The organism is Sorangium sp. So ce321 (assembly GCF_051530195.1).
Classification (GTDB): domain Bacteria; phylum Myxococcota_A; class Polyangia; order Polyangiales; family Polyangiaceae; genus Sorangium.
Genome location: NZ_CP150329.1, coordinates 5,885,791 through 5,909,438 on the forward strand (window position 1 = coordinate 5,885,791; position 23,648 = coordinate 5,909,438).

Annotated in this window: 19 protein-coding genes; 7 read left to right on the plus strand and 12 right to left on the minus strand. The window is 74.4% G+C overall.

Translation table 11 applies throughout. The features are described from left to right. Positions 1-209 precede the first annotated feature (209 nt). From WME89_RS21590 to WME89_RS21610, 5 genes are all read right to left on the minus strand, one after another. On the minus strand, positions 210-962 hold the full coding sequence (locus tag WME89_RS21590; RefSeq protein ID WP_438011011.1) for a lysophospholipid acyltransferase family protein: 753 nt from the start codon (positions 960-962) through the stop codon (positions 210-212). A 136-nt stretch (positions 963-1,098) separates the two neighbouring features. Beyond that, entirely contained in the window at positions 1,099-1,530 is a 432-nt protein-coding gene (locus WME89_RS21595) for a secondary thiamine-phosphate synthase enzyme YjbQ (protein ID WP_438011012.1), read from the minus strand. Between the two features lie 9 nt (positions 1,531-1,539). Beyond that, positions 1,540-2,532: an HvfC/BufC family peptide modification chaperone gene (locus WME89_RS21600; RefSeq protein WP_438011013.1), complete on the minus strand. Its 993-nt coding sequence runs from the start codon at positions 2,530-2,532 to the stop codon at positions 1,540-1,542. Then, positions 2,516-3,373 (minus strand): MNIO family bufferin maturase, encoded by an 858-nt coding sequence (bufB, locus tag WME89_RS21605; RefSeq protein WP_437664674.1) that lies wholly within the window; start codon positions 3,371-3,373, stop codon positions 2,516-2,518. Before bufB ends, WME89_RS21600 begins: the two co-directional genes overlap by 17 nt. 73 nt (positions 3,374-3,446) lie before the next feature. Further along, on the minus strand, positions 3,447-3,764 hold the full coding sequence (locus tag WME89_RS21610) for a hypothetical protein (RefSeq protein ID WP_437627093.1): 318 nt from the start codon (positions 3,762-3,764) through the stop codon (positions 3,447-3,449). 550 nt (positions 3,765-4,314) lie between these two features. Here WME89_RS21610 and WME89_RS21615 point away from each other — a divergent pair. The 3 genes from WME89_RS21615 to WME89_RS21625 all read left to right on the plus strand — a co-directional run bounded on the left by WME89_RS21615 (position 4,315) and on the right by WME89_RS21625 (position 6,743). Beyond that, a complete protein-coding gene (locus tag WME89_RS21615; protein ID WP_438011014.1) occupies positions 4,315-5,172 on the plus strand; it encodes a hypothetical protein in 858 nt (285 codons plus the stop codon). Next, positions 5,153-6,166, plus strand: a complete 1,014-nt coding sequence (locus WME89_RS21620; RefSeq protein WP_438011015.1) for a hypothetical protein — start codon at positions 5,153-5,155, stop codon at positions 6,164-6,166. Before WME89_RS21615 ends, WME89_RS21620 begins: the two co-directional genes overlap by 20 nt. A gap of 100 nt (positions 6,167-6,266) precedes the next feature. Further along, entirely contained in the window at positions 6,267-6,743 is a 477-nt protein-coding gene (locus tag WME89_RS21625; protein ID WP_438011016.1) for an SRPBCC family protein, read from the plus strand. Positions 6,744-7,502: 759 nt separating this feature from the next. On the opposite strand, the gene WME89_RS21630 is transcribed toward WME89_RS21625, so the two are convergent. Then, a complete protein-coding gene (locus WME89_RS21630; protein WP_438011017.1) occupies positions 7,503-10,115 on the minus strand; it encodes an efflux RND transporter permease subunit in 2,613 nt (870 codons plus the stop codon). A 344-nt stretch (positions 10,116-10,459) separates the two neighbouring features. Here WME89_RS21630 and WME89_RS21635 point away from each other — a divergent pair, with 344 nt between their 5' ends. Continuing rightward, positions 10,460-11,122, plus strand: a complete 663-nt coding sequence (locus WME89_RS21635; protein ID WP_438011018.1) for an HAD family hydrolase — start codon at positions 10,460-10,462, stop codon at positions 11,120-11,122. Here the strand turns inward: WME89_RS21635 and WME89_RS21640 are convergent. Further along, positions 11,115-11,972 carry a hypothetical protein gene (locus WME89_RS21640; RefSeq protein WP_438011019.1) on the minus strand — a complete coding sequence of 286 codons (858 nt, stop codon included), beginning with the start codon at positions 11,970-11,972 and terminating at the stop codon, positions 11,115-11,117. The two genes, WME89_RS21635 and WME89_RS21640, sit on opposite strands and share 8 nt — an antisense overlap. Before the next feature lie 12 nt (positions 11,973-11,984). Next, the gene (locus WME89_RS21645) at positions 11,985-12,950 is read right to left on the minus strand and encodes a fatty acid desaturase family protein (RefSeq protein ID WP_438011020.1); all 966 of its coding nucleotides are present in this window, start codon (positions 12,948-12,950) and stop codon (positions 11,985-11,987) included. A gap of 392 nt (positions 12,951-13,342) precedes the next feature. Here WME89_RS21645 and WME89_RS21650 point away from each other — a divergent pair, with 392 nt between their 5' ends. Further along, on the plus strand, positions 13,343-14,164 hold the full coding sequence (locus WME89_RS21650; protein WP_438011021.1) for a fatty acid desaturase: 822 nt from the start codon (positions 13,343-13,345) through the stop codon (positions 14,162-14,164). Positions 14,165-14,464: 300 nt separating this feature from the next. Here WME89_RS21650 and WME89_RS21655 read toward each other — a convergent pair whose 3' ends face one another. From WME89_RS21655 to WME89_RS21665, 3 genes are all read right to left on the minus strand, one after another. Then, a complete protein-coding gene (locus tag WME89_RS21655; RefSeq protein ID WP_438011022.1) occupies positions 14,465-15,253 on the minus strand; it encodes a hypothetical protein in 789 nt (262 codons plus the stop codon). 32 nt (positions 15,254-15,285) lie between these two features. Further along, positions 15,286-15,711: an EVE domain-containing protein gene (locus tag WME89_RS21660; protein ID WP_437664654.1), complete on the minus strand. Its 426-nt coding sequence runs from the start codon at positions 15,709-15,711 to the stop codon at positions 15,286-15,288. A gap of 105 nt (positions 15,712-15,816) precedes the next feature. Beyond that, positions 15,817-16,482 (minus strand): L,D-transpeptidase family protein, encoded by a 666-nt coding sequence (locus WME89_RS21665; RefSeq protein ID WP_438011023.1) that lies wholly within the window; start codon positions 16,480-16,482, stop codon positions 15,817-15,819. Between the two features lie 106 nt (positions 16,483-16,588). Between WME89_RS21665 and WME89_RS21670 the strand changes: the two genes are divergently transcribed. Next, positions 16,589-17,719: a sigma factor gene (locus WME89_RS21670; protein ID WP_438011024.1), complete on the plus strand. Its 1,131-nt coding sequence runs from the start codon at positions 16,589-16,591 to the stop codon at positions 17,717-17,719. Positions 17,720-17,968: 249 nt separating this feature from the next. Continuing rightward, complete coding sequence (locus tag WME89_RS21675; RefSeq protein WP_438011025.1) at positions 17,969-19,003, plus strand: OmpA family protein; 1,035 nt, start codon at positions 17,969-17,971, stop codon at positions 19,001-19,003. Here WME89_RS21675 and WME89_RS21680 read toward each other — a convergent pair. Then, the gene (locus WME89_RS21680; RefSeq protein WP_438011026.1) at positions 18,990-23,576 is read right to left on the minus strand and encodes a hypothetical protein; all 4,587 of its coding nucleotides are present in this window, start codon (positions 23,574-23,576) and stop codon (positions 18,990-18,992) included. The two genes, WME89_RS21675 and WME89_RS21680, sit on opposite strands and share 14 nt — an antisense overlap. Positions 23,577-23,648 lie beyond the last annotated feature (72 nt).

Below are 23,648 nucleotides of genomic sequence, written 5' to 3' on the forward strand. Positions count from 1 at the left end.
CACGCGCACGCGCACGCCAGACGAGGACGGAAGAAGGGGGACGGGAGAAGGGGGACGGAAGAAGGGGGACGGAAGAAGGGGGACGGAAGACGAGCGGCGAGCGGCGAGCGGCGAGCGGCGAGCGGTGACCGCCGACGCTTCTCACGCTGGCGAGAATCCCCCATTCCCGCCCTGCGACTCCGCGCCGGGCCGTGCGCTCCCTCGTCCGCCTAGGGGGTCGGCGAGGTCGCCACCCCGGCGCCCTTGTGGACGAGCCCCGGGTCATGGCCGAGGGCGCCCGCGATCGCCGCGCGCACATCCCGCATGAGGCGGCTGCGGCCGCCGGCGCCGTAGGGCGCCGGATCGATCGGCGGCATGATCGTGACCACCACCCGGTGGTGCTCCTGCACCACGAAGTCCTTCGCCCGCAGCACGCGGCGCGTCCCGTCGATCGCGACCGGGAGGATCGGCGTGTTGGTCTCGATCGCCATCCGGAAGCCGCCGCTCTTGAACGGCAGGAGCGCGCCGGTCTTGCTGCGCGTGCCCTCCGGGGCGATCCAGACCCGGGTGCCGTCCTGGAGCATCGAGGCGCCGACCTGCAGGCTCGCGCTGGCCTGGACGTGGTTGCCCCGGTTGATCCGGATGAAGCCGGCCGCCTTCATCGCCTGGCCGAAGATCGGCACGTGGAACAGCTCCTTCTTGGCGATCATCCGGAGCCGACCGGGGATGGCGCGGAACACGACGGGGATGTCGAAGAGGCTCTGGTGGTTCGACATCACCACGAACGGCCGCGTGCCCGCGGCGTTCTCGCGCCCGCGCACCACGAGATCCACGTCCGCGTCCTCGAGGACCTTGCGCGCCCACCAGTCCAGCCGCTCGTCACAGCGCTCGAGCGTCACGCGCCCTCGCACCGCGTCCACCACGGTCGGAACGCAGATCCGCGCGGTGTCCAAAATTCCCATGAACGTCGTCTGAAGGCTCATCGCTCTTGTTCCGCTGAAAAGAGAGGGATCGCGTGGTGCGCTCGCGCCGCAGGGAGGGCCTGCCGGGCACGGCGGACGAGCAGCCCTCGGGGGAGCGCCGGGCTCATCCAGGACATCGACCCTCTGAGCATACCACTCAGCCCCCTGCTGTGGTGCCGGTTACGGTCACTACCACACGGCGAACGTGGGGAGAAATACGATGCTCCCAGACATACAGGGCTTGCCAGGTCCCGAGCGCGAGGCGGCCGCTGGAGACAGGGATCACCTCGCTCGAGCGGGTGACGGCGCTCCGGAGGTGGCCCGGCATGTCGTCGGGGCCCTCGTCGTCGTGCTCGTAGTCGCGGCCCTCGGGGGCGAGGCGCGACATCCAGCGCTCCAGATCGCGGAGGACGGCCGGATCGGCGTTTTCCTGGATGACGAGGCTCGCCGAGGTGTGCTGGAGGAACACGGCGCAGAGGCCGACGTCGACGCCGGCGGCGGCGACGACGCGCGCGACCTCGCGCGTGATGTCCACGAAACCTCGGCCGCTCGTGCGGACCTCGAGCGTGCGCTGGACGATGGTGGTCACCGCGCCATCTTAGCCGCCTTCGGCGCGGGCGCCCTGCGCGACGTCGACGATCAAGCCCCAGCTCGTCCACTGCTGGAACCAGACGCCGACGCGGGCGGCGAGCGCCGCCCTTGCGGCCTGGTCAGCACCTGCGGCCTGGTCAGCACCTGCGGCCTGGTCAGCGCCTGCGGCCTGGTCAGCACCTGCGGCCTGGTCAGCGCCTACGGCCTGGTCAGCGCCTGCGGCCTGGTCAGCGCCTGCGGCCCTGCCGATGCCCGCCGCCACCTGCTCGCACGCCGCGACGAGCGGCACGCCCCGCCCGAGCGCCTCGAGGAGCGCGAACGCCTGCGGGTCGAGCTCCTCGCAGCGGATCGTCAGATCGACCGGGCTGCGGAACGCGGCGAGGTGGACCGGGCGGGGCGCGGGCAGCGCGGGCGACCTGCCCAGCCTGAGCTCGCGGCGGAGGGCGTGCGCCGGGTAACGGAGCTGCATCAGCGCGAGCAGCGGGTGCAGGACGATCCGGGCGGTGGACCAGCCGTCCTCGGGCATGCCGGTCACCTTCGCCGGATCGAGCGGCGGGGGCGAGGCGCCATCGAACAGGTCGACCAGGGCGTGCTCGTACCGCGCGACGTCGCGCGCCAGCTCGCGGAGGGCAGGGGGAAAGCCTTGGTAATCATTGACGAAATCTTCGACGTGGCGGCCGAGATCCCGCAGGGTGAAGCTCGCCGGCGGGTGCGCCGCGAGGTACGCCCGGGAGAGCGCGTCGAAGCCCTCCTCGCCGAGGACGTGCGCGAGCCCGGGGTAGTCCTCGCGGAGCGCGTCCCGGTGGCGCAGCCAGAACTGCCGGCGGTAGATGTCGGCCTGCTCGGCGGGCGTGAGCCGCTCGTTCCCCGCGACGTGCTCGCGGCACCTGCCGGCGAGCGCGGCGTCGTCCGGGAGCGGCGCGCCGGCCGTGAACATGCGGGTGAGCTCGCCCATCAGCGCGACGAGCCCCGCCGGGGGCGCTTCAGGCGGCGCGCGCACGCGCCACCTCCTCCCGGATCGCCCGCGCCTTGTCCGCCTCGGCGGCGAGGACCTCGAACGCGGGGATGTCGTCGTCCCACTCGATCAGCGTCGAGACGTCGCCGGTGTGCTCGACAGCGCGCCGGTACAGCGCCCACACGGCGTCGGCCACGTGATCGCTGTGGGTGTCGAGGATGTACCTGCCGTGGTTCGTGTGGCCGGCGAGGTGGAACTGCACGATCCGGTGGTGCGGCACCCCGTCGACGTAGGCGCCCGGATCGAAGCCGTGGTTGTACGACGAGACGTAGACGTTGTTGACGTCGAGCAGGATGCCGCAGTCGGCCTCCTCCGCGACCGCCGAGAGGAACTCCCACTCGCTCATCCGGCTCGCGGTGTAGGTCAGGTAGCTCGACACGTTCTCCAGGGCGAGCCGGACCTCGAGGAAGTCCTGCACCGCGCGCGCCCGCGCCGCGACGTGCCGCACGGCCTCCTCCGTGTACGGCAGCGGGAGCAGGTCGTGCAGGTTGACCCCGTGCGCGCCGGTCCAGCACAGGTGGTCGCTCACCCAGGGGGAGCGCACCTTGCCGAGGAGCGCCTTCAGCCGGCGGAGGTAGTCGAAATCGAGCGGATCCGTGCTGCCGATCGAGAGCGAGACGCCGTGCTGGACGAGGCGGTAGCTCGCGAGGGCGCGCTCCAGGTTGGCGATCGGCATGCCGCCGTCGACCATGAAGTTCTCGCTGATGATCTCGAACCAGTCGACCCGGGGCCGATGCTCGAAGACGTGACGGTAGTGCGGGATGCGCAGCCCGACGCCGACGCCGAGATCGGGGAGCCCCAGCCGCATGCGTTCGAGGTTCACCATGGGTCATGGCGAGCCCACGACGGCCCGGCCCCGCGGGCTCGCCGCGGGCCGGGCCGTCGCGCGGCTCAGCGGCTCAGTGGCCGCCGCAGTCCGCCGGCTTGCAGCCGCCCTGGCCCTTGCACTCGTTCTTGCCGGAGCAGTCGTGGCCATTCCCCTTGCAGCCGCCCTTGCCCTTGCACTCGTTCTTGCCGGCGCAGCACTCCTTGGCGCTGGCCTCTGCCGGCGCCTCCGCCGCCGCGGGCTCGCCCGCGGGAGCCGCCGTCTCGGGGTCGGGCGGCGGCGACGAGGCACAGCCCGCGAGGCCCGCCACCATGCCCGACACCGCCGTCAACGCCAACGTCTTGCCCATGTCCATCGTCATCTGAGCCTCCAGGTTCCGCTTCGTTTTCATCGAGATACCGAGCCCGCCGCGCGCCCCGCCCGCATGGCGCGCCTCGCACGTCGGAGCTCGTCGGGGCCCACCTCGCTGCTCGACCGCGCCGAGCCCCTCGTCTTCGCATCGCGTCGTCGCATCACGTACGGACGGCCGGCTCCCCGGTTTCGCCCCGGATGCGTTGATTCCTGATGCAACTCCCCGTAAGTGAGCGGCGTTGACCTCCACGCCTACGCGAGTCCCCCCTGCGCGCACGGCGTCCGGCGGCGCGTCTCCTACAGCGTGGACGCGCCGCCAGCGTGCAGCGTTCCACGTACGACGTATCTCGCTTCGCGCTGCGGGCGCAAGACAAAGTGCCCGCGCCGTAGGGGACGCGCCGCGGCTGGCCTGGCGAGGCCTCACTCGGCTGTGCCGCGCCGCCCGCGCCGCCCGCGCCGCGCTCGTCGGGGCCGCGGGGCTCGCGCTGGGGGCCTGCGGAGGTGCTCCGCGCGAGGGGGGCGGCGCCTCGGCGGGCGAGGCCTCCGGGCGCGAGCTCCCGGTCGCGGCGATCGCCGCGGAGCTCGAGGCGATGAGCGGGCCGGTCCTCGAAGGCCGCGAGGCCACGTTCCGGGACATCCTGGCCGACACCGTCGCGAAGGACGCGTACCTGTGCCTGCCGCCGCCGCGCCGCGTGTTCCACGGGGATGCGCCGGAGGGGGAGCGGCGGATCGCCGGGATGATGCCGCACTACGGCCTCTTCTTCGGCCCGATGAGCTACCTCGTGCGGCGGCGCGGCGGCGCCTGGGAGGTCGAGGTGCGCATCGCGGTCGAGCCGCCGACCGGCGCCGGCGCGGGCTGGCTCGAGCTGCCCGACTGCGGGCTGTCCGCCGCGCTCGGGGGCGAGATCGCGTGCCGCGGGACGCCGTACGCGCGCGCCGGCTCGACGGACGCTTGCCCGGGCTCCGGCGTGTTCACGGCGAGGGCGACGCCGGCGGCGATCCGCGCGCTGCTCGGGCGCTGGTCGGCCGAGGCCGAGGGGTACTGGAACCGCGACGCGCGCGCCTTCGGGCTGCCGGTCCGCTACGACTTCGACTTCGTCCTCGTGGACGAGGCGCGCGGGCAGGGGCTCCGCGTCGACCTCGCGGTGCCGCTCTCGCCGACGTGCGGGAGGACGCCGTACTTCAGCGCGATGCGGGCGGGCTGGTCGCTGCCCGTGCTCGCCCACGAGGTGGGGCACGTGCTCGGGCTCCTCGACGAGTACGAGGCGCTCTCCGGGATCGTCCGCTGCTACCCGAAGACGCCGTTCCCGGGCGCCGAGATCAGCCGGATGGGGCTGTCGATGAAGGAGGAGACGCGGCTCCTGCCGATCCATCATTACCTCGTGCTCCGCCGCTTCTTCTGCCGCGAGCCCGAGTCCATCGACCCCTATGCCGGCGCGATCCGCTGAGCGAGCCGCGCGGGAGCGCGCGGGCCGCCGCGCGGCGGTCGCGGTCGCGGCGGAGCTCGTGTGCGTGGCGCTGGCCGGCGTGGCGCTCGCGGGTTGCCGCTCGGAGCGAGATGGCGGCGCGGCCGACGCCGGCGCCGGCGCGACCGACGCCGGCGCGACCGACGCCGGCCCCGCGGAGGCGGCGCCGCCGCTGGTGGGCGGGCCTGCCGGACCGAGGCCGCCGGCGCCGCCCGTGGAGCCGCGGTGCCCGCCGGAGATGGTGCGGGTCGCGCGCCGCTTCTGCGTGGACCGGTACGAGGCGGTGCTGCTCGACAAGGAGACCGGGCTCGAGATCTCGGCGTTCTACCCGCCGTCGCGGCAGGCGGCCGCGTCCGTCGAGCGCGCGTGGTCGAAGATGCGGCTCCAGCTCGGCGACGAGGAGGCGCGGCGCATGGAGCTGCCGCTCCTGCCTGGCTGGCAGAAGCAGCGCGAGTTCGAGCCGCGCGCCGTTTCGCGCAAGGGCGTGCTGCCGCAGGGCTACACGAGCGGCGCACAGGCGGAGCTCGCGTGCCGGAACGCCGGCAAGCGGCTCTGCACGCTCGACGAGTGGCGGACGGCGTGCCGCGGCGAGCGCGACGAGCAGTTCCCGTACGGGCCCGCCTACGCAGACGGGCAGTGCAACGTGTTCCGCGAGGGCCACCCGGCCGCGGTGCTCCACCGCGACGTGACCCTCGGGCACAGCGATCCGCGGCTCAACCTGGTGCGCGTCGCCGGCGCGCCGCTCTTGCGGCGGACCGGCGAGACCGCGACCTGCGCGAGCGCCTGGGAGGGCGACGCGGTGAGCGACATGGTGGGCAACCTCGACGAGTGGGTGGACGACCCGGAGGGGACCTTCGTCGGGGGGTTCTACGCGCGCGCGACGAGGGAAGGGTGCATGTCACGCGTGGCCTCGCACGACTTCGCCTACTTCGACTACTCGACCGGCGTCCGCTGCTGCGCGGACCTGCGCGAGTAGCCGTGAGGGCGCGCTCGCGGCGCCGCGCGACGGTCTGGTAGCATCGTCCGCTGCGCGGAGGTCTGCACACGCCCGTGCGACATCGCGAGGAGGAACACCGATGGCCGAAGCCCGATATCACGTCTACGATTCCGCGGTGCTGGACGCCCCCATCGAGGAGGCATGGAGAGAGCTCCGCGATGTCGTCAAGCTCCTGCCGGTCGTCTTCGGTGACGCGGTCAAGGACTACCATTACGTGGACGGCGGCTCGGCGGAGAAGATCCCGTCGCGCTTCGCGTTCACGCTCCACCCGTCGGGAGAAACGGCGCTGGAGGAGGTGGTCGGGCGGTCCGAGACCGAGCACTCCGTCACGTACCGTCTGATCGGGCAGGTCCTGGGCATCGAGGGGTACAGCGCGACCTACCGGCTCCGCCGCGTCACGACCGACCCGGGCAAGACGTTCATCGAGTGGCCCCGGGAGTTCGGCGTGGCCGCGGGCCACGATCCGGCGGCGGTCGTCCCGTCGATCGCCGCCCTCACCGCGAAGGAGGTCCTCACCATCAAGGAGTACTTCGCGAAGCGCCGCCGCTCGGCGTGATGCCAGATCGACGCCCGTTGAGCACGGGGGGCGAGGTGGAGCGCGCGCGGCTCCGGACGGGCTGGCCGCAGGGGTCCGTGGTGGAGCGGATCCGTTGAGAGGGGGCTACGGCCGGGGGGCCTGACGGATCGAATCCGATGGAAGGGGGTGACGCCGGGGGGGCGCAACGGATCGAGTCCGTTGGAGGGGGGTGACGCCGGGGGGGCGCAACGGATCGAGTCCGTTGGAAGGGGGTGACGCCGGGGGGGCGCAACGGATCGAGTCCGTTGGAGGGGGCCGCCGCCGGGGGGGCCGCAACGGATCGAGTCCGTTGGAGGGGGCCGCCGCCGGGGGGGCCGCAACGGATCGAGTCCGTTGGAAGGGGGTGACGCCGGGGGGCCGCAACGGATCGAGTCCGCTGGAGGGGGGTGACGCCGGGGGGGCGCAACGGATCGAGTCCGTTGGAGGGGGCCGCCGCCGGGGGGGCCGCAACGGATCGAGTCCGTTGGAGGGGGCCGCCGCCGGGGGGGCCGCAACGGATCGAGTCCGTTGGAAGGGGGTGACGCCGGGGGGCCGCAACGGATCGAGTCCGCTGGAGGGGGGTGACGCCGGGGGGCCGCAACGGATCGAGTCCGTTGGAAGGGGGTGACGCCGGGGGGGCCGCAACGGATCGAGTCCGCTGGAGGGGGATGGCGCCGGGGTCGCGCCACGGATCGAGTCCGCTGGAAGGGGGTGGCACCGGAGGGGGCGCAACGGATCGACGGTGCGCCGCGGCCGCGCTCAGGTCGTCGGGCCGCCGACGGCGATCAGGCTCTCCGCGCCCTTCGGGCGCCTCCGGTCGCGCCAGAGGAGCGCCGCGGGCAGCACCAGCACCGCGGCGAAGAGGCAGGCGAGCTCGCCGATCACCGCGGCGACGCCGAGGCTGCGCACGGCGTGGTTCTGCGAGCGGACCAGGGCGAGGTAGCCCAGCGTCGTCGTGAGGCTGCAGAGGATCACGGCCCCGCCCGTCTCGCGCACCGCGGTCAGCGCGCCGCCCGCGCCCTCGCGCGCGTAGCGCTGGACGATGTTCACGGCGTAGTCGACGCCGATGCCGAACGTGAGCGGCAAGGCGATGAAGTTCAGGAAGTTGAGCTTCACGTCCATCAGCACGAGCAGCCCCGCCATCCAGGAGACGCCGACGAGCAGCGCGCCGAGCACGGCGAACGCCGGGCGGCCGCCGCGGAAGGCGATGAGCACGACCAGGACCGTCGCGGCGAGCGAGAAGAGCACCGCCGGCGGCACGTCGTCGATGACCGCGGCCCACATGTCCGCGTAGATGACCGCGCGCCCAGAGCCGCGCACGACGCTGCCGTCAGGGAGCCGCGTCTCGCGGTAGGCGTCGGCCCAGCGGAACAGGTAATGCGCGTCGTGCACGCTCTCGGGCGAGATCGGGCTGATGTAGACGATGCGCCCGCGCGTGCCGTCGGTCTCGGTGAACGCGCGCGCCACCCCCGGCGGCAGATCGTCGATCCCGAACGGCGCGAGATCGTCCGGCGGGATGACCGCCTGGATCCGGCGCCAGTCGTCGTCGCCGAGGAGGCCGCGCTTCCTCGCGCGGACGACGCGCTCCTTGATCTCCTGGAGCACAGGGATCTTCGCCTCCTGGTCCTTCGGGACCAGGTCCTGGAGCGCGTAGATCTCCTTGAACGGCTTCTCGGCCTCGGGCGCCGCGTCGCGCCGCGCATAGAGCGCCGCGCGGAGCGGCTCGACCTGCTCGGGCCGATCCACGAGGATCGCCATGCCGTCGGTGCCCACGTAGCCCGTGATCTCCTCGGCGAGGTCGCTCAGGCGGATCTGCTCGGCGCGCGCCCGCTCGTCGTTGCGGAGGTTGCGGAGGTCGTACTCCATCGGATCGGCGCGCACGTAGGCCACCGTGGCGACGACGCCGACCGCGGCCAGGGCGAGGCCCGCGAGCGTGATCCCGACCGGGCCCTTCGCCGCGAGCCGCGCGAACGGCGCGCCGAACGCGAGGCCGCCCTGGGTGCGCTGCCGGAGCCGGCCGAGGAGGCCCGGCGACCCCTGCTCGAGGGGGATGAGCCGATCCATCACCGCGAGGATGCTCGGCAGCGCGACGAACGTCGCGACCCAGCAGAGCACCATGCCGACGCCGCCGATGAGGCCGAAGTCGCGGAACCCGCGGAACTCGGTGACGAGCAGCGAGCCGTAAGCGGCCGAGGCGGCGCAGCCGGCCGTGAGCGTCGGCAGCCAGGTCTCGCGGTGGGCGACGCGCACGCCCTCGAGCAGGCCCGCGCCCCCGCGGCGCGCCTCGAGGTAGCGCGCCATGTAGATGATGCCGAAGTTGATCCCGTTGCCGGCGACGATCGAGAAGAGGAACCCGGTCGCCATGTTGAGGTGGCCGATCGCGAGCTGCGTGACGCCGAACGTCCAGGCGACGCCGACGCCGATCGTGATCAGCATGGCGATGAGCGTGCGCACGCGCAGGTAGTAGAGGAACACCACCGCGGCGATGAGCGCGGCGCCCGCGACGCCGACGTCGGTCAGGTCCGCGTTGATCGCCGCGTACTCGGTGATCCCGGTCTGCAGATCGCCGGCGAGGCCGTAGGTGATCCCGGGGTCGAACGAGGCGGGGCGCACGCGCTCGACCACCTCGCGCACGCGCCGGATCGCCTCGCTGCCCGCGGCGAAATCGCTCCCGAGCACCTTCGAGCGGATCGCGACGACGACGGTCTTGCCGTCCTTCGACTGGTAGTAGCCGTCGGGGTAGCGCCCCGCGTCGACGCCGTTCAGGCCGAGGCTCTGCTCGATCGAGCGGGCGTTCACCTCGGGCGGCGGCTCGTCTTCGTCGAGCAGCGCGCCGGTCGCCTTGTTGACCTCGTAGGCATAGCGCGCCTCGATGTCGTCCCGCAGCTTCGTCAGCTTCTCGCGGTCGACGTAGAGCCCCGCGCGCGGCGAGAGGTAGCGGTAGGCCTCGTGTACGCCGTCCTCGACGCTGCCGACCCACGGCGGCCCGAGCCGCTCGATCTCCGGGACGAGCGCGTCGGCGGCCCGCTGGAGCGCGGCCGTGGGCGTGCCCTCGCCGCCCTGCAGCACGACGAAGAGCGTGGACACGCCGGCCGTCTTGGCCGCGACCCTGTCGAGCTCCTGCACGCTCGGCCGCGACGCCGGCAGCAGCGACTCGAACCCGGTCAATACCGTGAGCCGCGTCGCCAGGAAGATCGCAATGACGGTGAGGAGCCCGGTCAGGAGCAGCGGCAGCGCCGGCCGGTTCACCTGGAGCTCGGCGAGGCGCGCCGCGAGCCCGCCGCCCTGCGAGGAGGGCGGCGCGGCGCGCGGAGAGGGATCCTGAGAGGAAGACGTCGACGGGCGAGGTGCCGTGGGCTGCGGAGAGGGCATGGGGGAGGTCGTGAATCCGGGGCTGAATGGAGCGGGGGAGCGCGGGGGTGGACCGCGTTCTAGGGAACGGGTTCCCCGCAGAACAGCGGTCGCGTGCGGCGCGGCGCTGACGTGGGCGCGCGCGGCCGAGGGCCAGGCGGCCGCGGAGGAGCGCGGCGCAGCGATAGCAAGAAACCGGGGATGCTGCGACCGGTCGTCGGCGCGGGGGCCCGCGCGCGCAGCAACACGGCGCCAGCGCCGGCCGGGGGCGCCGGCGCTGGCCGTATGGCCGGGCGCGCGGTGAGGGGCGCGATCGCGGCGGCGGGCGCCAGATCCCGCGGAGCAGCAGGTGATAGTGTCATTCCATGTCGCTATCGCATCCGAAGGCCGTTCTCTGGGATCTGGACGGGACGCTGGTCGACTCCAGCGAGCTCCACTTCACCGCCTGGCGCGAGGCGCTCGCGGCCGAGGGGCGCTCCTACGATCACGCCGACCATGATGCGGTGTTCGGGATGCGCAACGACGATCTGCTCCGCCGCCTGATCGGCCCCGAGATCCCGCAGGCCGAGATCGCCCGCATCGCGGGCGCGAAGGAGCGGCATTACCGGAAGCTCGTGGCTGAATCGGGGATCGAGCCGCTGCCGGGGGTGCGCGCGTGGCTGGGCGCGCTCCCCCGGAGCGGGTTCCGGATGGCGATCGCTTCCTCGGCGCCGCGCGAGAACCTCGACGTCATCCTCGCGGCGACCGGGCTCACGGGCGTGTTCGACGCGGTGATCAGCAGCGAGGAGGTGTCTCACGGCAAGCCGCACCCGGCGGTCTTCCTCCGGGCGGCCGAGAGCGTCGGCGTCCCGCCGGACCGGTGCGTCGTCGTCGAGGACGCCCCCGCGGGCGTCCTCGCGGGCAAGCGCGGCGGCATGAAGGTGATCGGCGTGGGGCCGCGCCACGCGGAGCTCGGCGCCGACCTCTCGGTCGAGCGGCTGGATCAGCTCGCCGAGGGCGCCTTCGATCGCCTGCTGTCGCCTAGCTAGAGACGATCGCCCGCGTGGCGCCGTCCGCGCGCCTCCGCACCCAGCGGCCGCGCGCGGGCGCGGCGCTCGGGGTGCGGGCGGCGTCGCGCAGGGCGGTCCCGAGCGGCTGCACGAGCAGGAAGAAGGCGAGGCAGAGCGCGGCGCCCGCGGTGCTCGCGGGCCCGAAGCGCGGCCGCGACAGCGCGAGCGCGGTGCAGCCGACGAGCGCGCCGAGGATGCCAGCCACGCCGAGCGCGAGCAGCGCGATCCTCGACCGACAGGAGGCCCGCGGGTCGACGCTGGACACGAGCGCCGGGCGCATCCGATCGCCGCCGCCCGCGCCGCGCTCCACCGCGCCGACCAGCCACACCGGCGCGCCCGCGCAGATCATCGCCTCGACGGTCCTGGAGAAGCCGCGCGCCTTGCGCGCGTGCTGGTAGGCCTCGTCGAACCGAGCCTCCGACGCGCACGCGGAAGCGGCGCGGAGCTCCGCCCGCGATACCCAGACCTCGCCCTCCACGGCGGGCGCGATCGCGATCTCCCGCCCGCCCGCGACGACGACGCCGCCGTAGATCTCGCCGCCGGCTCCGCGATCGGCGAAGACGATCTCCTCGCGCGCGCCGCCCTCGGCCCCCGCGCGGCCCACCTGCTCGATCCGGTGCCCGGCGAGCGCGCCGCCGCGCCCGTCGCCGCGGAGGACGCGCGCCTCGATCAGCGCGCCGCCCGCGCCGCCCGCGCTGCGCGGCGGGCTCAGCCGCCGGAGCTTCGCGGCGACGGCGGCGAGCTGCTTGAGCGCGGTCGCGGCGATGAGCAGCGTGTTCACCCAGAGGATGGCCAGGGCGAGGGCGCCCATGAGCTCTTTCGACAGCATGGCTCGTCGGGCCTACACGCTGGCTGCATCGGCCTCCGCGCGGCGGAGCGCGCGGGGCGACAGCGCGAGCTGCGGCGCCGAGCGCTCGGCGCGCGCCACGTCCCTCGGAGCGGGCCGGCGGAGGCGGAGCACGTAGGTCCGGAGCAGATAGCCGAGCATGCTCGGCTCGTTCAGCGCCGGATCGATCCGCGGCGCGACCTCGCGCCGGTGCGCCTCGGCGAGCACCGACCAGTGCAGGCCAGCCCGGTTGTGGTGGATCGTGTGATAGCCGTTGTTGCACATGATCCAGTTGAAGGCGCGCCCGACGAAGTTGCGCGAGTGGTCCCACTCGCTCCGTGTGTCGCAGCCGTCGTGCTGGATCAGGTTGATGCGGAGGATGCAGCGCGCGCCGTACAGCTGCGGGAGCACGACGAAGAAGAGCGCCGCCCAGAAATCGATGACGAGGAGCGGCGCGGTGAGCCCGAACGCGAAGGCCATCTCGGCCCGGTACTGCCGGACGAACTCGCGCCGTCCGGCGAGCGCGCTCCAGCGCGCGACGCCGGCGAAGGTGTTCGGCCCAGCCACGTTGGGGAAATGGATCAGGTTGAGGAGGTTCCAGCGGAAAGAGACGTGCTCCGGCGCTGGCCAGTCGGGCTGGCCGTCGTCGTCGAAGTGGTGGTGAACCAGGTTGTGAGAGGGGACGTTGGCCGAAGCCGGGTAGAGCGCGCCGAAGCTGAGCACGCAGCGCCAGAGCATGTTCAGCCGGAGGCTGCGGAAGATGCCCTGGTGGAGGTGGTTGTGGATCACCACCGCGTTGAGGAAGCTCAGGCAACATGCCGCGGCGAAGAGCGGGGCATTGCGGCAGGCGGGCGCGCAGTACATCGCCGCGAGCAGGCCGAGGTAGGCGGCGACGATCCCGATCTGACGCCACTCGGCCGGGTGCTTCACCAGCCAGGGCTCGCTGGACGCTGCAGCTCGTGAGGCGACTTCCGCTTTCACGTCATCATGACTATCATCCGTGCCCAGCTCAAACAACGTTGAGGGGCGTCGCACGGCGGCCTCCGCACGGTCGCGTCGCCCCCGTCGCCCGTGCCGCGCCGCAGCCGCAGCCGGGAGTCGCCGGCCCGCGAACCCGCGTTCGCAGATCGATGTGCCGCAGGTGGAGGGGGTCTACGATGGTAGCGTGCTGGCGTGCTGGCGTGCTGGAGCGCTGGCGTGCTGAAATTCAGCTGAGGACGTCGGGCGCATGGACGGGCGCGGGTAACCGGTGTATCCCATGACCCTGGACTGACGTTATCGGGTCCAGGCGACAGCAGCCCGGGGCGCGGGGGGCGCTGCGGGACCGGATCCGCGCCGGAGGCGCCACCTCGGGCGAGAGGGGGCACAAGCACATGTCTGTCATCGTCTCCACGCTGACGTCGCTGCCGTTCACGCAGCTCCGACGAAACCGTTATTTCTACCTCTATTACGACGGGTTCTACGCGCTCGTATGCGCGACGCTCCTCTCGTGGATGCTCCTCGGCGGGCACGCGCCGTTCATCGAGCGATGGGACGCCCGCCTCTGGCTGCTCCTCCCGCTGGTCTGCCACGCGCAGGTCCTCTGCAGCGTGTTCATCCACAACGCGACACACAACAACTTTCCCCGGCCGATCAACCGGCTCGTCGGCGAGCTCTGCGGGCTCGTGGTCCTCACGCGCTTCGCTTCGTGGGAGGTCATCCACCAGCGGCACCACCGCTATTCGGACAACGTCGACAGGGATCCGCACCCGGTCGTGCCGAGCTACTGGGTGTTCCTGGTGAAGACGGTGGTGAACGTGGAGCACCAGCTCCAGCAGATCTACTTCGAGATCTACGGCGACACGCCCGAGAACCGCCGCTACGAGCGGGCGCGCGCGTACGTGAGCTACGCGACGAACCTGCTGCTCATCGCGTGCTGGTACGTGTTCCTCGGGCCGATCGGGTTCTTCTTCCTCTTCGTGCCCGCGTCGATCGTCGGCTTTCTGCACCTCGTGCACTTCAACTGGTCGACGCACAACGCGCTCTCGCCGGACCGTGACTTCAGGCCGGTGAACCTGAACCACGGGTATTACTGGCTCGGCAACCTCCTCTGGCACGGCATCTACATGCACGCCAACCACCACAAGCGCGCGGGCCTGTTCAACCCGGCGAAGCTGCAGCCGGGGCTGCCGATCACGAGGCCGGACCGCTCCTGATACCATCGCGTCGCCCGACGGCGGATCTGCGACGGCGAACCGGCGCGATCCGCGATGGAAGCGACCACGCCGCGGGGCACGAGGCCGTCTAACTCGGTGTCGCAGGCTTCACAGGGCGGATCGTCGAGCGCGGGTTCGGGTTCGTTCCCGCCTGCGAGACCGTCGCTCCTCGCGGGACCCTGACGGAGAACAGGGCCTATACCGCCGAGGCCCTGGCTGCGCGGTTCGCCGCTCATGGCGAGCACCTGCTGATCGGCGATCGCGTTCGAGACCTCTGAGCCGAGGGGTTGGCGGGCGGAGCTAGCTGCCCTGCGGGATCGCACCGCCATCCGCGGCCCCGGCAGCGGGAGGCTTCACGGCGCCGCCTGCGCCTGCGTCACGGGGCGCGCCTGCGCCTGCGTCACGGGGCGCGCCTGCGCCTGCGTCACGGGGCGCGCCTGCGCCCGCGTCGCGGGGCGCGCCGGCGTCCACCGGCGCGGCGGACGCACCGGCGGCCCCCGCGTCGGCGGCGCCCCCGTCGGCAGCGGCTGCCGGCTCGGCGGCCGACGCGTCGGGCTGCGGCAGGTCGGGCACCGCGGGGAGCGCGGGGGGCGGCTCGGCTGCAGGGAGCTCGCTCTCCCAGCACTCCGACTTCGGCGGCGCCGCGAAGCGGACCGCGCGCGACGCGGCGTCGCCCTTCCGGGTGACGAGCTTGTCCGTCTTGTACACCGCCGCGTTGCCGCACGCGTACTCGGCCGTGTCCTTCGTGTCGCGGGCCAGCGTGCGCGCCCGGGGCGCGCGCTGGTTCTCGCACTGCGCCCACTCGAGCTCGTACTCGGCGTCCTCGTCGGCGAGCAGGACGCGGCTCGCCGGATCGTCGTTCGACCGGCGGCCGGTGAGCGTCGTCCGGGTGATCGGGTTCTTGCCGTCGCGCACCGTCAAGGTGACCGGAAAGCGGAGGCTCCCGCGCATGGGCGCGTGCGTCGCGCCGATCTCGAAGTCGGGGCAGACCGGCTCGCCTTCGATCGGGGAAGGCGTCAGCGGGCCGCCGCACGCGGCGCTGGAGAGGAGGAGGAGGGCGAGGGCTCGGGCTCCGGGGCGGAGGTTCACGCCGGGATTAGTCGTTACCCCGGGTCCCCGCGTCAAGCGATCTTGGTCTTGCCCAGCCTCAGCACGCGATCGAAGTGCTCCTTCGAGACGGGCACCACGCTGAGGCGCGACTTCTTCAAGAGCGCGATCTCGGCCAGCGCCTCGTCGCCGCGGATCGTGTCGAGCGTCACCTGCACCTTCAGCGGCGCGACCGGCGCGATGTCGACGACGCTCCAGTCCTCCTCCGCATCGGCGGTCGGGTCCGGGTACGCTTCGCGCTTGACGCGCGCCACGCCCGCGACCGCCATGCCCTCGTTGGAGTGATAGAAGAGCACGAGGTCGCCCTCCTTCATGGCCCGCATGTTGTTGCGGGCCTCGAAGTTCCGGACGCCGTCCCACATCGTCTGGCCGTCGCGCACGAGCTGCGCGAACGAATATTTCTGAGGCTCGCTCTTCATCAGCCAGTAACGGCGAGACATGCACGATCTCCCGGGAAGGCATGAGGGCGGCGCCGGTCGGGCCGTCGCGCTCCCATCCTCGACGGACAGCCCGTCGATTTGACCGGCTACCCTAGCACCGCCCGTTCAATCGGTGATCACGATCTTGGCGCCGTCCGGCGTTCGCCGCGCGACCTCGTCAATCTCGTCGTCGTCAAGGGCGATGCAGCCGAGCGTCCAGTCGGTGTCCTTGTGCACGCCAGCGTGCTGTGCGTCGCCGACGCCGTGGATGCCGATGCCGTGCCCGACGCCGCGACCCGGCGGGACCTCGCCGCGACGCCTGAGCTCGGCGAAGCGCCGCCGGTCCTCCTCGTTCGGGTAGCTGACGACCAGGAACTGATGGAACAACCCCTTGATGCGGCCGGCGACGCGGTACGTGCCGACCGGCGTCCGCCTGTCGCCCTCGTACAGCTTCGGCCCCGCTCCGCCCGGGCCGAGGGCGACCCGATAGGAACGGACGATCGTGCCGTCCGCGACGAGATCGAGGGTGTGCTCGCTCTTGTCGATCCGGATCTCGGTGACCCGCGGCGAGGCGCCAGCGACCGCGGCCGGCGTGGCCACGGCAGCGATCGGAGGAGCATGTGGGGCGAGGGCGGCAGCGGCCGGGGCGCCGGGCACGAGCGCGACGGGCCGCGGTAGCGCCGGCGCCGCGCCGGAGACGCCTCGCGGGCCGGCGGTCATGGAGGGGGCGGTGAGGGCGAGGGCGGCGGCGAGCGACGCCGCGGCGAGGGCAGCGGGGAGCCTGAGGACCATGCCCGAGCGTCGGCGCAGCGCCACGGAGTGTGACGCGCGAACGAGGTCTGCCGTATTCTCGAGCGGGCGCGTCACACTCCGCGACCGCGGCGCGATGCAGAGGTCGATGAGCACGCCGATGACCACCGAGCACCGCAGCCCCGCGACGAACCCCCTGGCAGAGCCAGGGATCCGCCGAGCCCTCGAGGAGTTCGTGCGCCGGCGGGTGCCCAGCGGTGAGGTGGACGACGTGGTGCAGACCGTCCTCTGCGACGCGCTCGCCTCGCCCGCGCGCCCGGCCGACCCGACGGAGCTCCGGCGCTGGCTGCTCGGGATCGCGCGCCACAAGGTCGCCGACCACCACCGGCGCTCGTCGCGCGAGGCCGCGACCGAGCTGCCCGACCTGCCGGTGGGCCCGCCGCCCGTCGAGGCGCGCGAGCTGGCGCGCTGGGCCGAGGAGCAGGCCTCCGCCACCCGCGACGCGCAGCAGACGCTCGCGTGGATGGCCCGCGAGGGGGAGGGCGAGAAGCTCGAGAGCATCGCCGCCGAGGAGCAGGTGCCCGCCGCCCGGGTGCGGCAGCGCGTGTCGCGGATGCGGCGGTGGATGCGCGAGCGCTGGCTCGCGGAGCTCGCCGCGGTCGCCGCGCTGGCGCTGCTCGCGATCGTCGTCGTCCGGCTCCTGCGGTCGACCAGGGACCTGCCGGAGGTCGCGCCCCTGCCCGAGCCGCCGCCGAGCGCTCCGCCCCGCGAGGCGCCGTCGCCGCTCGATCCACGCGATCGTCTCGATCCGCTGGACCGCGCGCGTTCTCTCAGGGCCGAGGCGCTGCGCGCGTGCGACGAGGCGGCGTGGCGCCGGTGCCTCGACCAGCTCGACGAGGCGGACCGGCTCGACCCGGCGGGCCGCGGCGCGCCGGACGTCGCCGCGGCGCGCGAGCGCGCGCTCGACGCGCTCCGCACGCCGACGGAGACGACCCCGGCGCCGGGGCCGATGCTCGACGGGAAGGACGAGAAGACAGACAGGGATGCGACCGACGTGAGCCCCTCGCCCGAGCGCAAGAACCAGAAGAAGGTGGCTCCGCCGCCCTCGCCGAAGTCCACCTCGCTGGTGGCTCCGCCGCTCTCGACGACGCCGCCGAAGCCCACGTCCACCGCGACCGCCCCCGCGGAAAAGCTGTTCAGCCCCAAGAAGCCGATGCCCCCCGACATGAAGAAGAGCGATGCGTCCGAAAAGATGGATTTTCCGTCCGTGAAGCAGTAGGGCCGCGCGCCAGGGGAGCAGTCAGCGCAGCGAGCGACGCGCGCGGAGCCGATGGATCTCGATGGCTCGCCAGCGGCGATGTGTCCTCCTGCGCCGGGGCCGCGTCGCCGCCGTCGGCGCGCCGCGCGCCGTACCGTGCGCTTAAATCTCGCAGTTTCTGGCGTAGTCGTCTAAACACGCGGGCGCTCGGCGCAATCAAGGACGCCAAGGAGAGGAGCCCAGGAGATGCGAACCACGAGATGGCTTGGAATGGCATTCGCAGCATCGCTGCTCGCCGCGAACGCCGGCTGCGCGAAAGAGCCCCAGGTGCAGCCCGCGGCGGCGCCGCCGCCGCCCGCGCCGCCGCCGCCCGCGCCGCCGCCGCCGCCGCCCGACGCGGACGCGGACGGCGTGCTCGATGACGGCGCCGACAAGTGCGTCGCCGAGAAAGAGGACGGCCTGCCGCCCGACGCGAAGGATGGCTGCAAGTCGACCGATCCGGATGGAGACGGCCTCATGGCCGACGCCGACAAGTGCCCCGGCGAGGCCGAGGTCAAGAACAATTACAAGGACGAGGACGGGTGTCCCGACGTCCCCAGGGTCGCTCTGGTCGGGAGCGAGGTGAAGCTCAACGAGAAGATCTCCTTCGCCGCCGGGAAGGCCGATATCGAGCCCGCCTCGCAGGAGCTCCTCGCCAACATCGCCCAGGTCATCAAGGACAATCCGCAGATCGAGTTCGTCGAGGTCGCGGCCTACTCCGAGAAGGTCGGCAACGACGCGGCCACCGTGACGCTCACGAAGAAGCGCGCGGACGCGGTGGTGAAGGCGCTCGTCGCCCTGGGCGTCGAGAAGAACCGGGTGCGGCCCGCCGGCTACGGGGCGCACTGCTCGCTCGACGCGGGCGAGACCGATGAGGCGAAGGAGAAGAACCGCCGGGTCGAGATCAAGATCATGCGGCTCGAGGGCAAGGACACCGGCGTCGAGCTCGCCTGCGCCGCCGCCATCACCAAGGGCCTCAAGCCGGCCGGCGTGCCCGCCACGGCGCCGAAGGCCGCCCAGAAGGGCTCCGATCCGAAGCCGGCGGAGGCGAAGCCGGTCGATCTGAAGCCCGCCGACGCGAAGGCGGGCGCCGCGAAGCCCGCGGACGCCGCGAAGCCCGCGGACGCCGCGAAGCCCGCGGACGCCGCGAAGCCCGCGGGCGCAGCGAAGCCGGCCGAGGCCAAGCCCGCGGACGCGGCGAAGCCCGCCGCCGCGAAGCCCGCCGATCAGAAGCCCGGCGAGACGAAGCCCGCTAGCGTGAAGTAGCCGGGGGGCGCAGCGGCGCGCGGGCAGGCGGTTGGGCCTGTCCGCGCGCGGCCTCCAGCAGGCGCTCCAGCGCGTCCTTCGCGCGCTGTTGGCGCTCGGGCTCGGGCAGCGCGCCCGCGCCGAGGCGCTGGATCTCGGCGCACAGCGCGGCCCGATCGCCGGCGGGAGGCTGCCCGCAGAGCCGCTCGTGCGCGCTGTCGACGTGCGCGCCGCGCGGCGCCGGCTCCCCCGCGAGCACTGCCGCGGCCGCCTCGATGAGGAGCGCGGTCGCCGCCGCCTCGTCGCTCTCCCCCAGCCAGCGCGCGACGAACTCCGGCTGCTTCGCGAGCCGCGCGAGGACGTCCCAGCGCTGCGCGCGCGCGGCGAGCTCCGTCGCGAAGAGCACGACCTTCAGGTTGCGGCCGAGGTCCGGGAGGGCGCGCGTCTCGTCGTCGAGCGCCATGACGTCGTCGACGACGCTCGTGTCGAGCGCCGCCGCCGCGCAGCGCACCGCGACGCTGAGCAGGTCCGCGCGCAGCGCCGGGCCGAGGGAAGGCTCGCGGCCGAGCGCGCGCGCGGCCGCGAGCACGAGCGGGCCGCAGTGCCCCTCGCGCCGCTGCCGGGCGAGCATCACGCCGGCGTCGTAGGGCCGGCCGCTCCGGCGCAGCGCCTCCACGGCCGCCGTGAACGCGTCGGGGTCGTACGTCCCGCGCTCCGCGGCCGTGAGGAAGCCGTCGAGGCTCCGCAGGACGGGGCACGCCGCCGCGCTGCCGGCGCGCCGGAGGTGCGGGAGCTTGCCGAGCACGTCCGCGATGCGCAGCGAGAGCGCGAGCGGGTACGCGTCGCAGGCGGGCTCCTCGTAGCCGCCGAGGTCGACCTTCGCCTCGGTGCAGGCGAGCGGGGACGCGACGGCGGCGAGCGAGCGCGCCGTCCTCGCGACGAGCGGCCCGATGCCCGCGACGGCGGCGAGCCCCGCCGGGAGCGGATCGAGCAGCGCCGCGACCGCGGCGTCGCCCGTGTCCGGCGGCAAGAGGCCGCGGACGAGCGTCCAGAGGTCGCCGGCCAGGAAGGGGTGACCGGCCTCGGCCGCGAGCTGGGCGTCGATCGCGAGCAGCGCGCGCGCGTCCTTGCCCCAGGCGAGCGGCTGGTCCGAGCGCAGCGCCCGCGGGCCGAGCCGGAGCCCGAACGAGAGCGCCGCGATCGCGCGGCGCGCCGCGGCGGCGCCGCGGCCCGTGTCGCCCTCGAGGAAGTGGTAGGCGGCCGCGAGCGCGGCGGCGCTGACGTAGGCGCGCGCCGCGTCGTCGTCGCCCTGGGGCGAGCCCTCGGGCGCGAGCGCCGCGGTGAGGGCGCCCTCGGGCTCGCCGCGGGTGCGCAGGCCGAGGCCGAGCTGGAAGCCGGTCGACCCCTCGAGGATCCCGGCGCCGTACGAGACGTCGAAGCTGAGCGAGAAGACGCGCGTCGCGGTCTTCTCCTCGTAGCGGTAGGTCATGCGCGGCACGCGCAGGCCCCGCGCGTCGGCGGCCGAGAGGATGCGGTCGAGCGCGTCGCGGGCCTCGGCGCGCCGGCCGCCGGCGAAATCGCGCGCGGCGCCCACGATCGCGAGCACGTCGCCCGGGTCGGCCGTCTGGCAGGCGTCGTCCGAGGCCCTGCGCATCGCGTCCGCGTAGGCGGACGGATCGGGGGCGATCCCGCGCCGGGCCTTCGCGATCTCGCTCAGGTAGGAGAGCGCCCACGCCACCCTGCTGCCGCTCTCGGTCGCGAGCGCGACGGCCTCCGGCGACGGGGGCGCGCCCAGCACGGCCGCGCCGAGGAGCGAGGTGAGCAGCCCGAGGTCGGCCTGGTCGCGCAGCCCGCGGGCGGAGAGCGCCCTGGCGTAGCCGACGAAGAGGCCCCGGAGGTCGCCTTCCGCGCGGGCGGGGAGCGACGCGAGCGCGTCGAGGAGGGCGACGCCGGCCGCGCCGTGCGCCGCGTCGCCGTCGCGGAGCGCCGCGGAGAGCCCGCGGAGCACCCGGCCGAGCGGGGCGCCGCTCTGCTGCGCGAAGCGCTCCGCGGTGGCGGACTCCAGCAGCGCGCGGGCGAGCGCGTAGCCGCCGGCGAGCGCGTCCGAGAGGCCGCGGTCGCCCCAGCCGGACAGGCCCGCGGCCACGGCGGCCTCGGCGGTCGCGGTCGGGACGGTGAAGCGCACGCGGGGCGCCGGCGCGCCGGCGCGCGCCGGCGTGTGAGCGGGGGCCGCGAGCAGGTCCATCGCGTCGGAGAGGAGCGTCACGAGCAGCCGCGCCCGCCGCGCCCACGCGCCGTCGCCCTGCTTGTACCGCGGGGCGAGCAGGATCCGCCCGCGGACGTCGCCGAGCCGCGCGAGCGCGCGGCGCGCCTCGGGGCTCGGCCCTCGGCCCGCGGCGCAGGTGCCGGCGGCCGGCGGCGGGCGGCGCGCGCGCTCGGTGAGGAGCACGGCGAGCACGCCGTCGGCCAGGGCGGCGACGTCGTCCACGAGGCCGGTCGGCGGCGCTTCCACGGCGTTCGCCCCGCCGGCGGCGCCTCCGGGCGTGACGCCGCCTCCGGGCGCGGCGGTGCTGCCTTCGTTTGCGGCGGCGCCTCCGTTCGCGGCGGCACCTCCGTTCGCGGCGCTCCCGCCTCCGGGCGTGGCGAGCCCCGCGATCGCGCGGCGGAGCGCCTCGCGCGCCTCGCGGCGCTCCGGGGGGAACCGGGCCGCGTCGGTCGCCCGCGGGTCGAGCGCGCCCGCGGCGCCGAGCGCGGCGTAACGCGAGAAGCTCGCGGCGAGGGCCGCGAGGCCCGGGTACGGGAGCGCCGGATCGGGCGAGAGCGCGCGCCCGATCTGCGCCGACGAGAACGCGAGATCGGGCGCCTGATCCGACAGGAGCCGGTACAGCGCGTCGGCGGCGTAGAGGCCGGCGACGCCCCAGCCGGTCTGCGCGGTGAGGTCGCCGCGCAGCTTGGCGGTGAGCGCGCCCTGCAGGGCCAGGAAGTGCGCGGGCTGCACCTCGGGCGGGTACGACATGCCCGCGAAGACGCCGGCGAGGAGCGCGCCGAGGACGGCCTCCGGGTCGCGCGCCTCGGCCATGCGGCGCTGCACGGCGACCTGCGTGAGGTCGACGATCGCGTCGCGGAGCCGCTCGTCGGCGAGCACCCCGGGGCTGTAGGCGAGCGGGATCTGCGCGAGCGCGCGGTAGCGGCGCGGCTCGGCCTCGGCGAGGGCGCGCAGCGCGGCGAGGTGCGCGAGGCCGAGCTCGGTGACGCGCCGGTGGACGGCGCTGCCCGCCTGGCCCGCGGGCGGCGCGGGGCCGCGCTCGTGGAGCAGGCTCGGCGCGTGGGCCCACGCGGTGCTCGTCTGGTCGACCGCGCGGACGAGCGCCTCGTAGCGCGGCAGCCACGCCTCGAGCGGCAGCCGTCCGTCCGGCGTTGCCGCCGTGGCGCTCGCTGCCGTGCTCCCGGCCGCGGGCGCAGCGGCGCTCCCGGCCGCGGGCGCAGCGGCGCTCCCGGCCGCGGGCGCAGCGGCGCCATCGCCCGGGGAGAGGGCGCTGGCGAGCTCTGCGGCGAACACGAGATCGCGCGCGCCCTCCATCGGCGGCGCGAGGCCCCGGCCGCAGCCGCGGGCCTTCCCGAGCAGATCGTCGAGCGCCGCGCGCCGGTCCGCGGGCACGCCCCGCAGCACCGCCGCGCCGCGGGCGCGCCACGCCGCGCGGCTGTCCCGGGCCGTGCGCACGCGGAGGAAGTCGCCGTACGGCGTGTCCCCCGGCGCGGGCGCAGGGTCGACCCGGGCGGCGCCGCTCGCGCTGCGCTCGTCCTCGTCATCGAGCGCGATCCCGGCGGTCTCGAGCAGCTGCAGCGCGTACCGGCCGCGCAGCACCGGCTCGTCGTCCGGATCGCGCCCCTTCACCGCGGCGGCGAGGGCGTCGGCCGCGCGCGCGGCCTCGACGTAGCGGAAGCCGCCGGCCGCGCTGAAGGCGCGGCGCACGAGCGCCGCGAGCGCGATGTCGTCCGCGACGCGCGCGAGCGGCGCGTCGCTGCGCGCGACCGGCGCGAGGCCGGCCGTGAACGGCGCGAGCGGATCGCGCGGAAAGAGCTGCACCGCGCCGCCGCGAACGCGCGCGTGGACCAGGTGCTCGTACCCGAGGGCCTCGCCGATCGCGAGGAGCAGCGCCTCGGCCCCCAGGGCTCCCCCCGGGGGCGGCAGCGGCGCGGCGCGGACCCAGACGGCGTCCGCCGCGCCGCCGCGCCCTCCGCCGGCGTCCGCCGCGCCCGCCTCGACGATGACCGCGGCGCTCGGCGTCGGCCGGTCGCGCTGGTCGCGCCGGTCGAGATCGCGGAGCAGGCGCGCCCACGGGTCGCCGGCGCTCCGTGCGGCCCGGGCCTCGAGGTAGCCCAGGGCGAGCTCGCGCGTCGCGCGCCCCTCCGCGACGGCCGCAGCGAGGGCGCGCTCGCACGGCGCGAGCTGCGCCGGATCGCAGCGCGCCGCCGCCCGGGGCGCGCCGCCCGCGGGGCTGGCGCCGCCGCAGCCGGCGGCGAGGAGCCCGAGGACGAGCGCCGCGCAGACCGAGAGAGCGCGCGACGGAACAACCACGCGGTCGTGCAGCATGACGGGCGCGCGACCTTACACGAACACCGCGCGCTGTCTGCGATCGAGTCGTGCCCGGATGAGGTCGAGCGC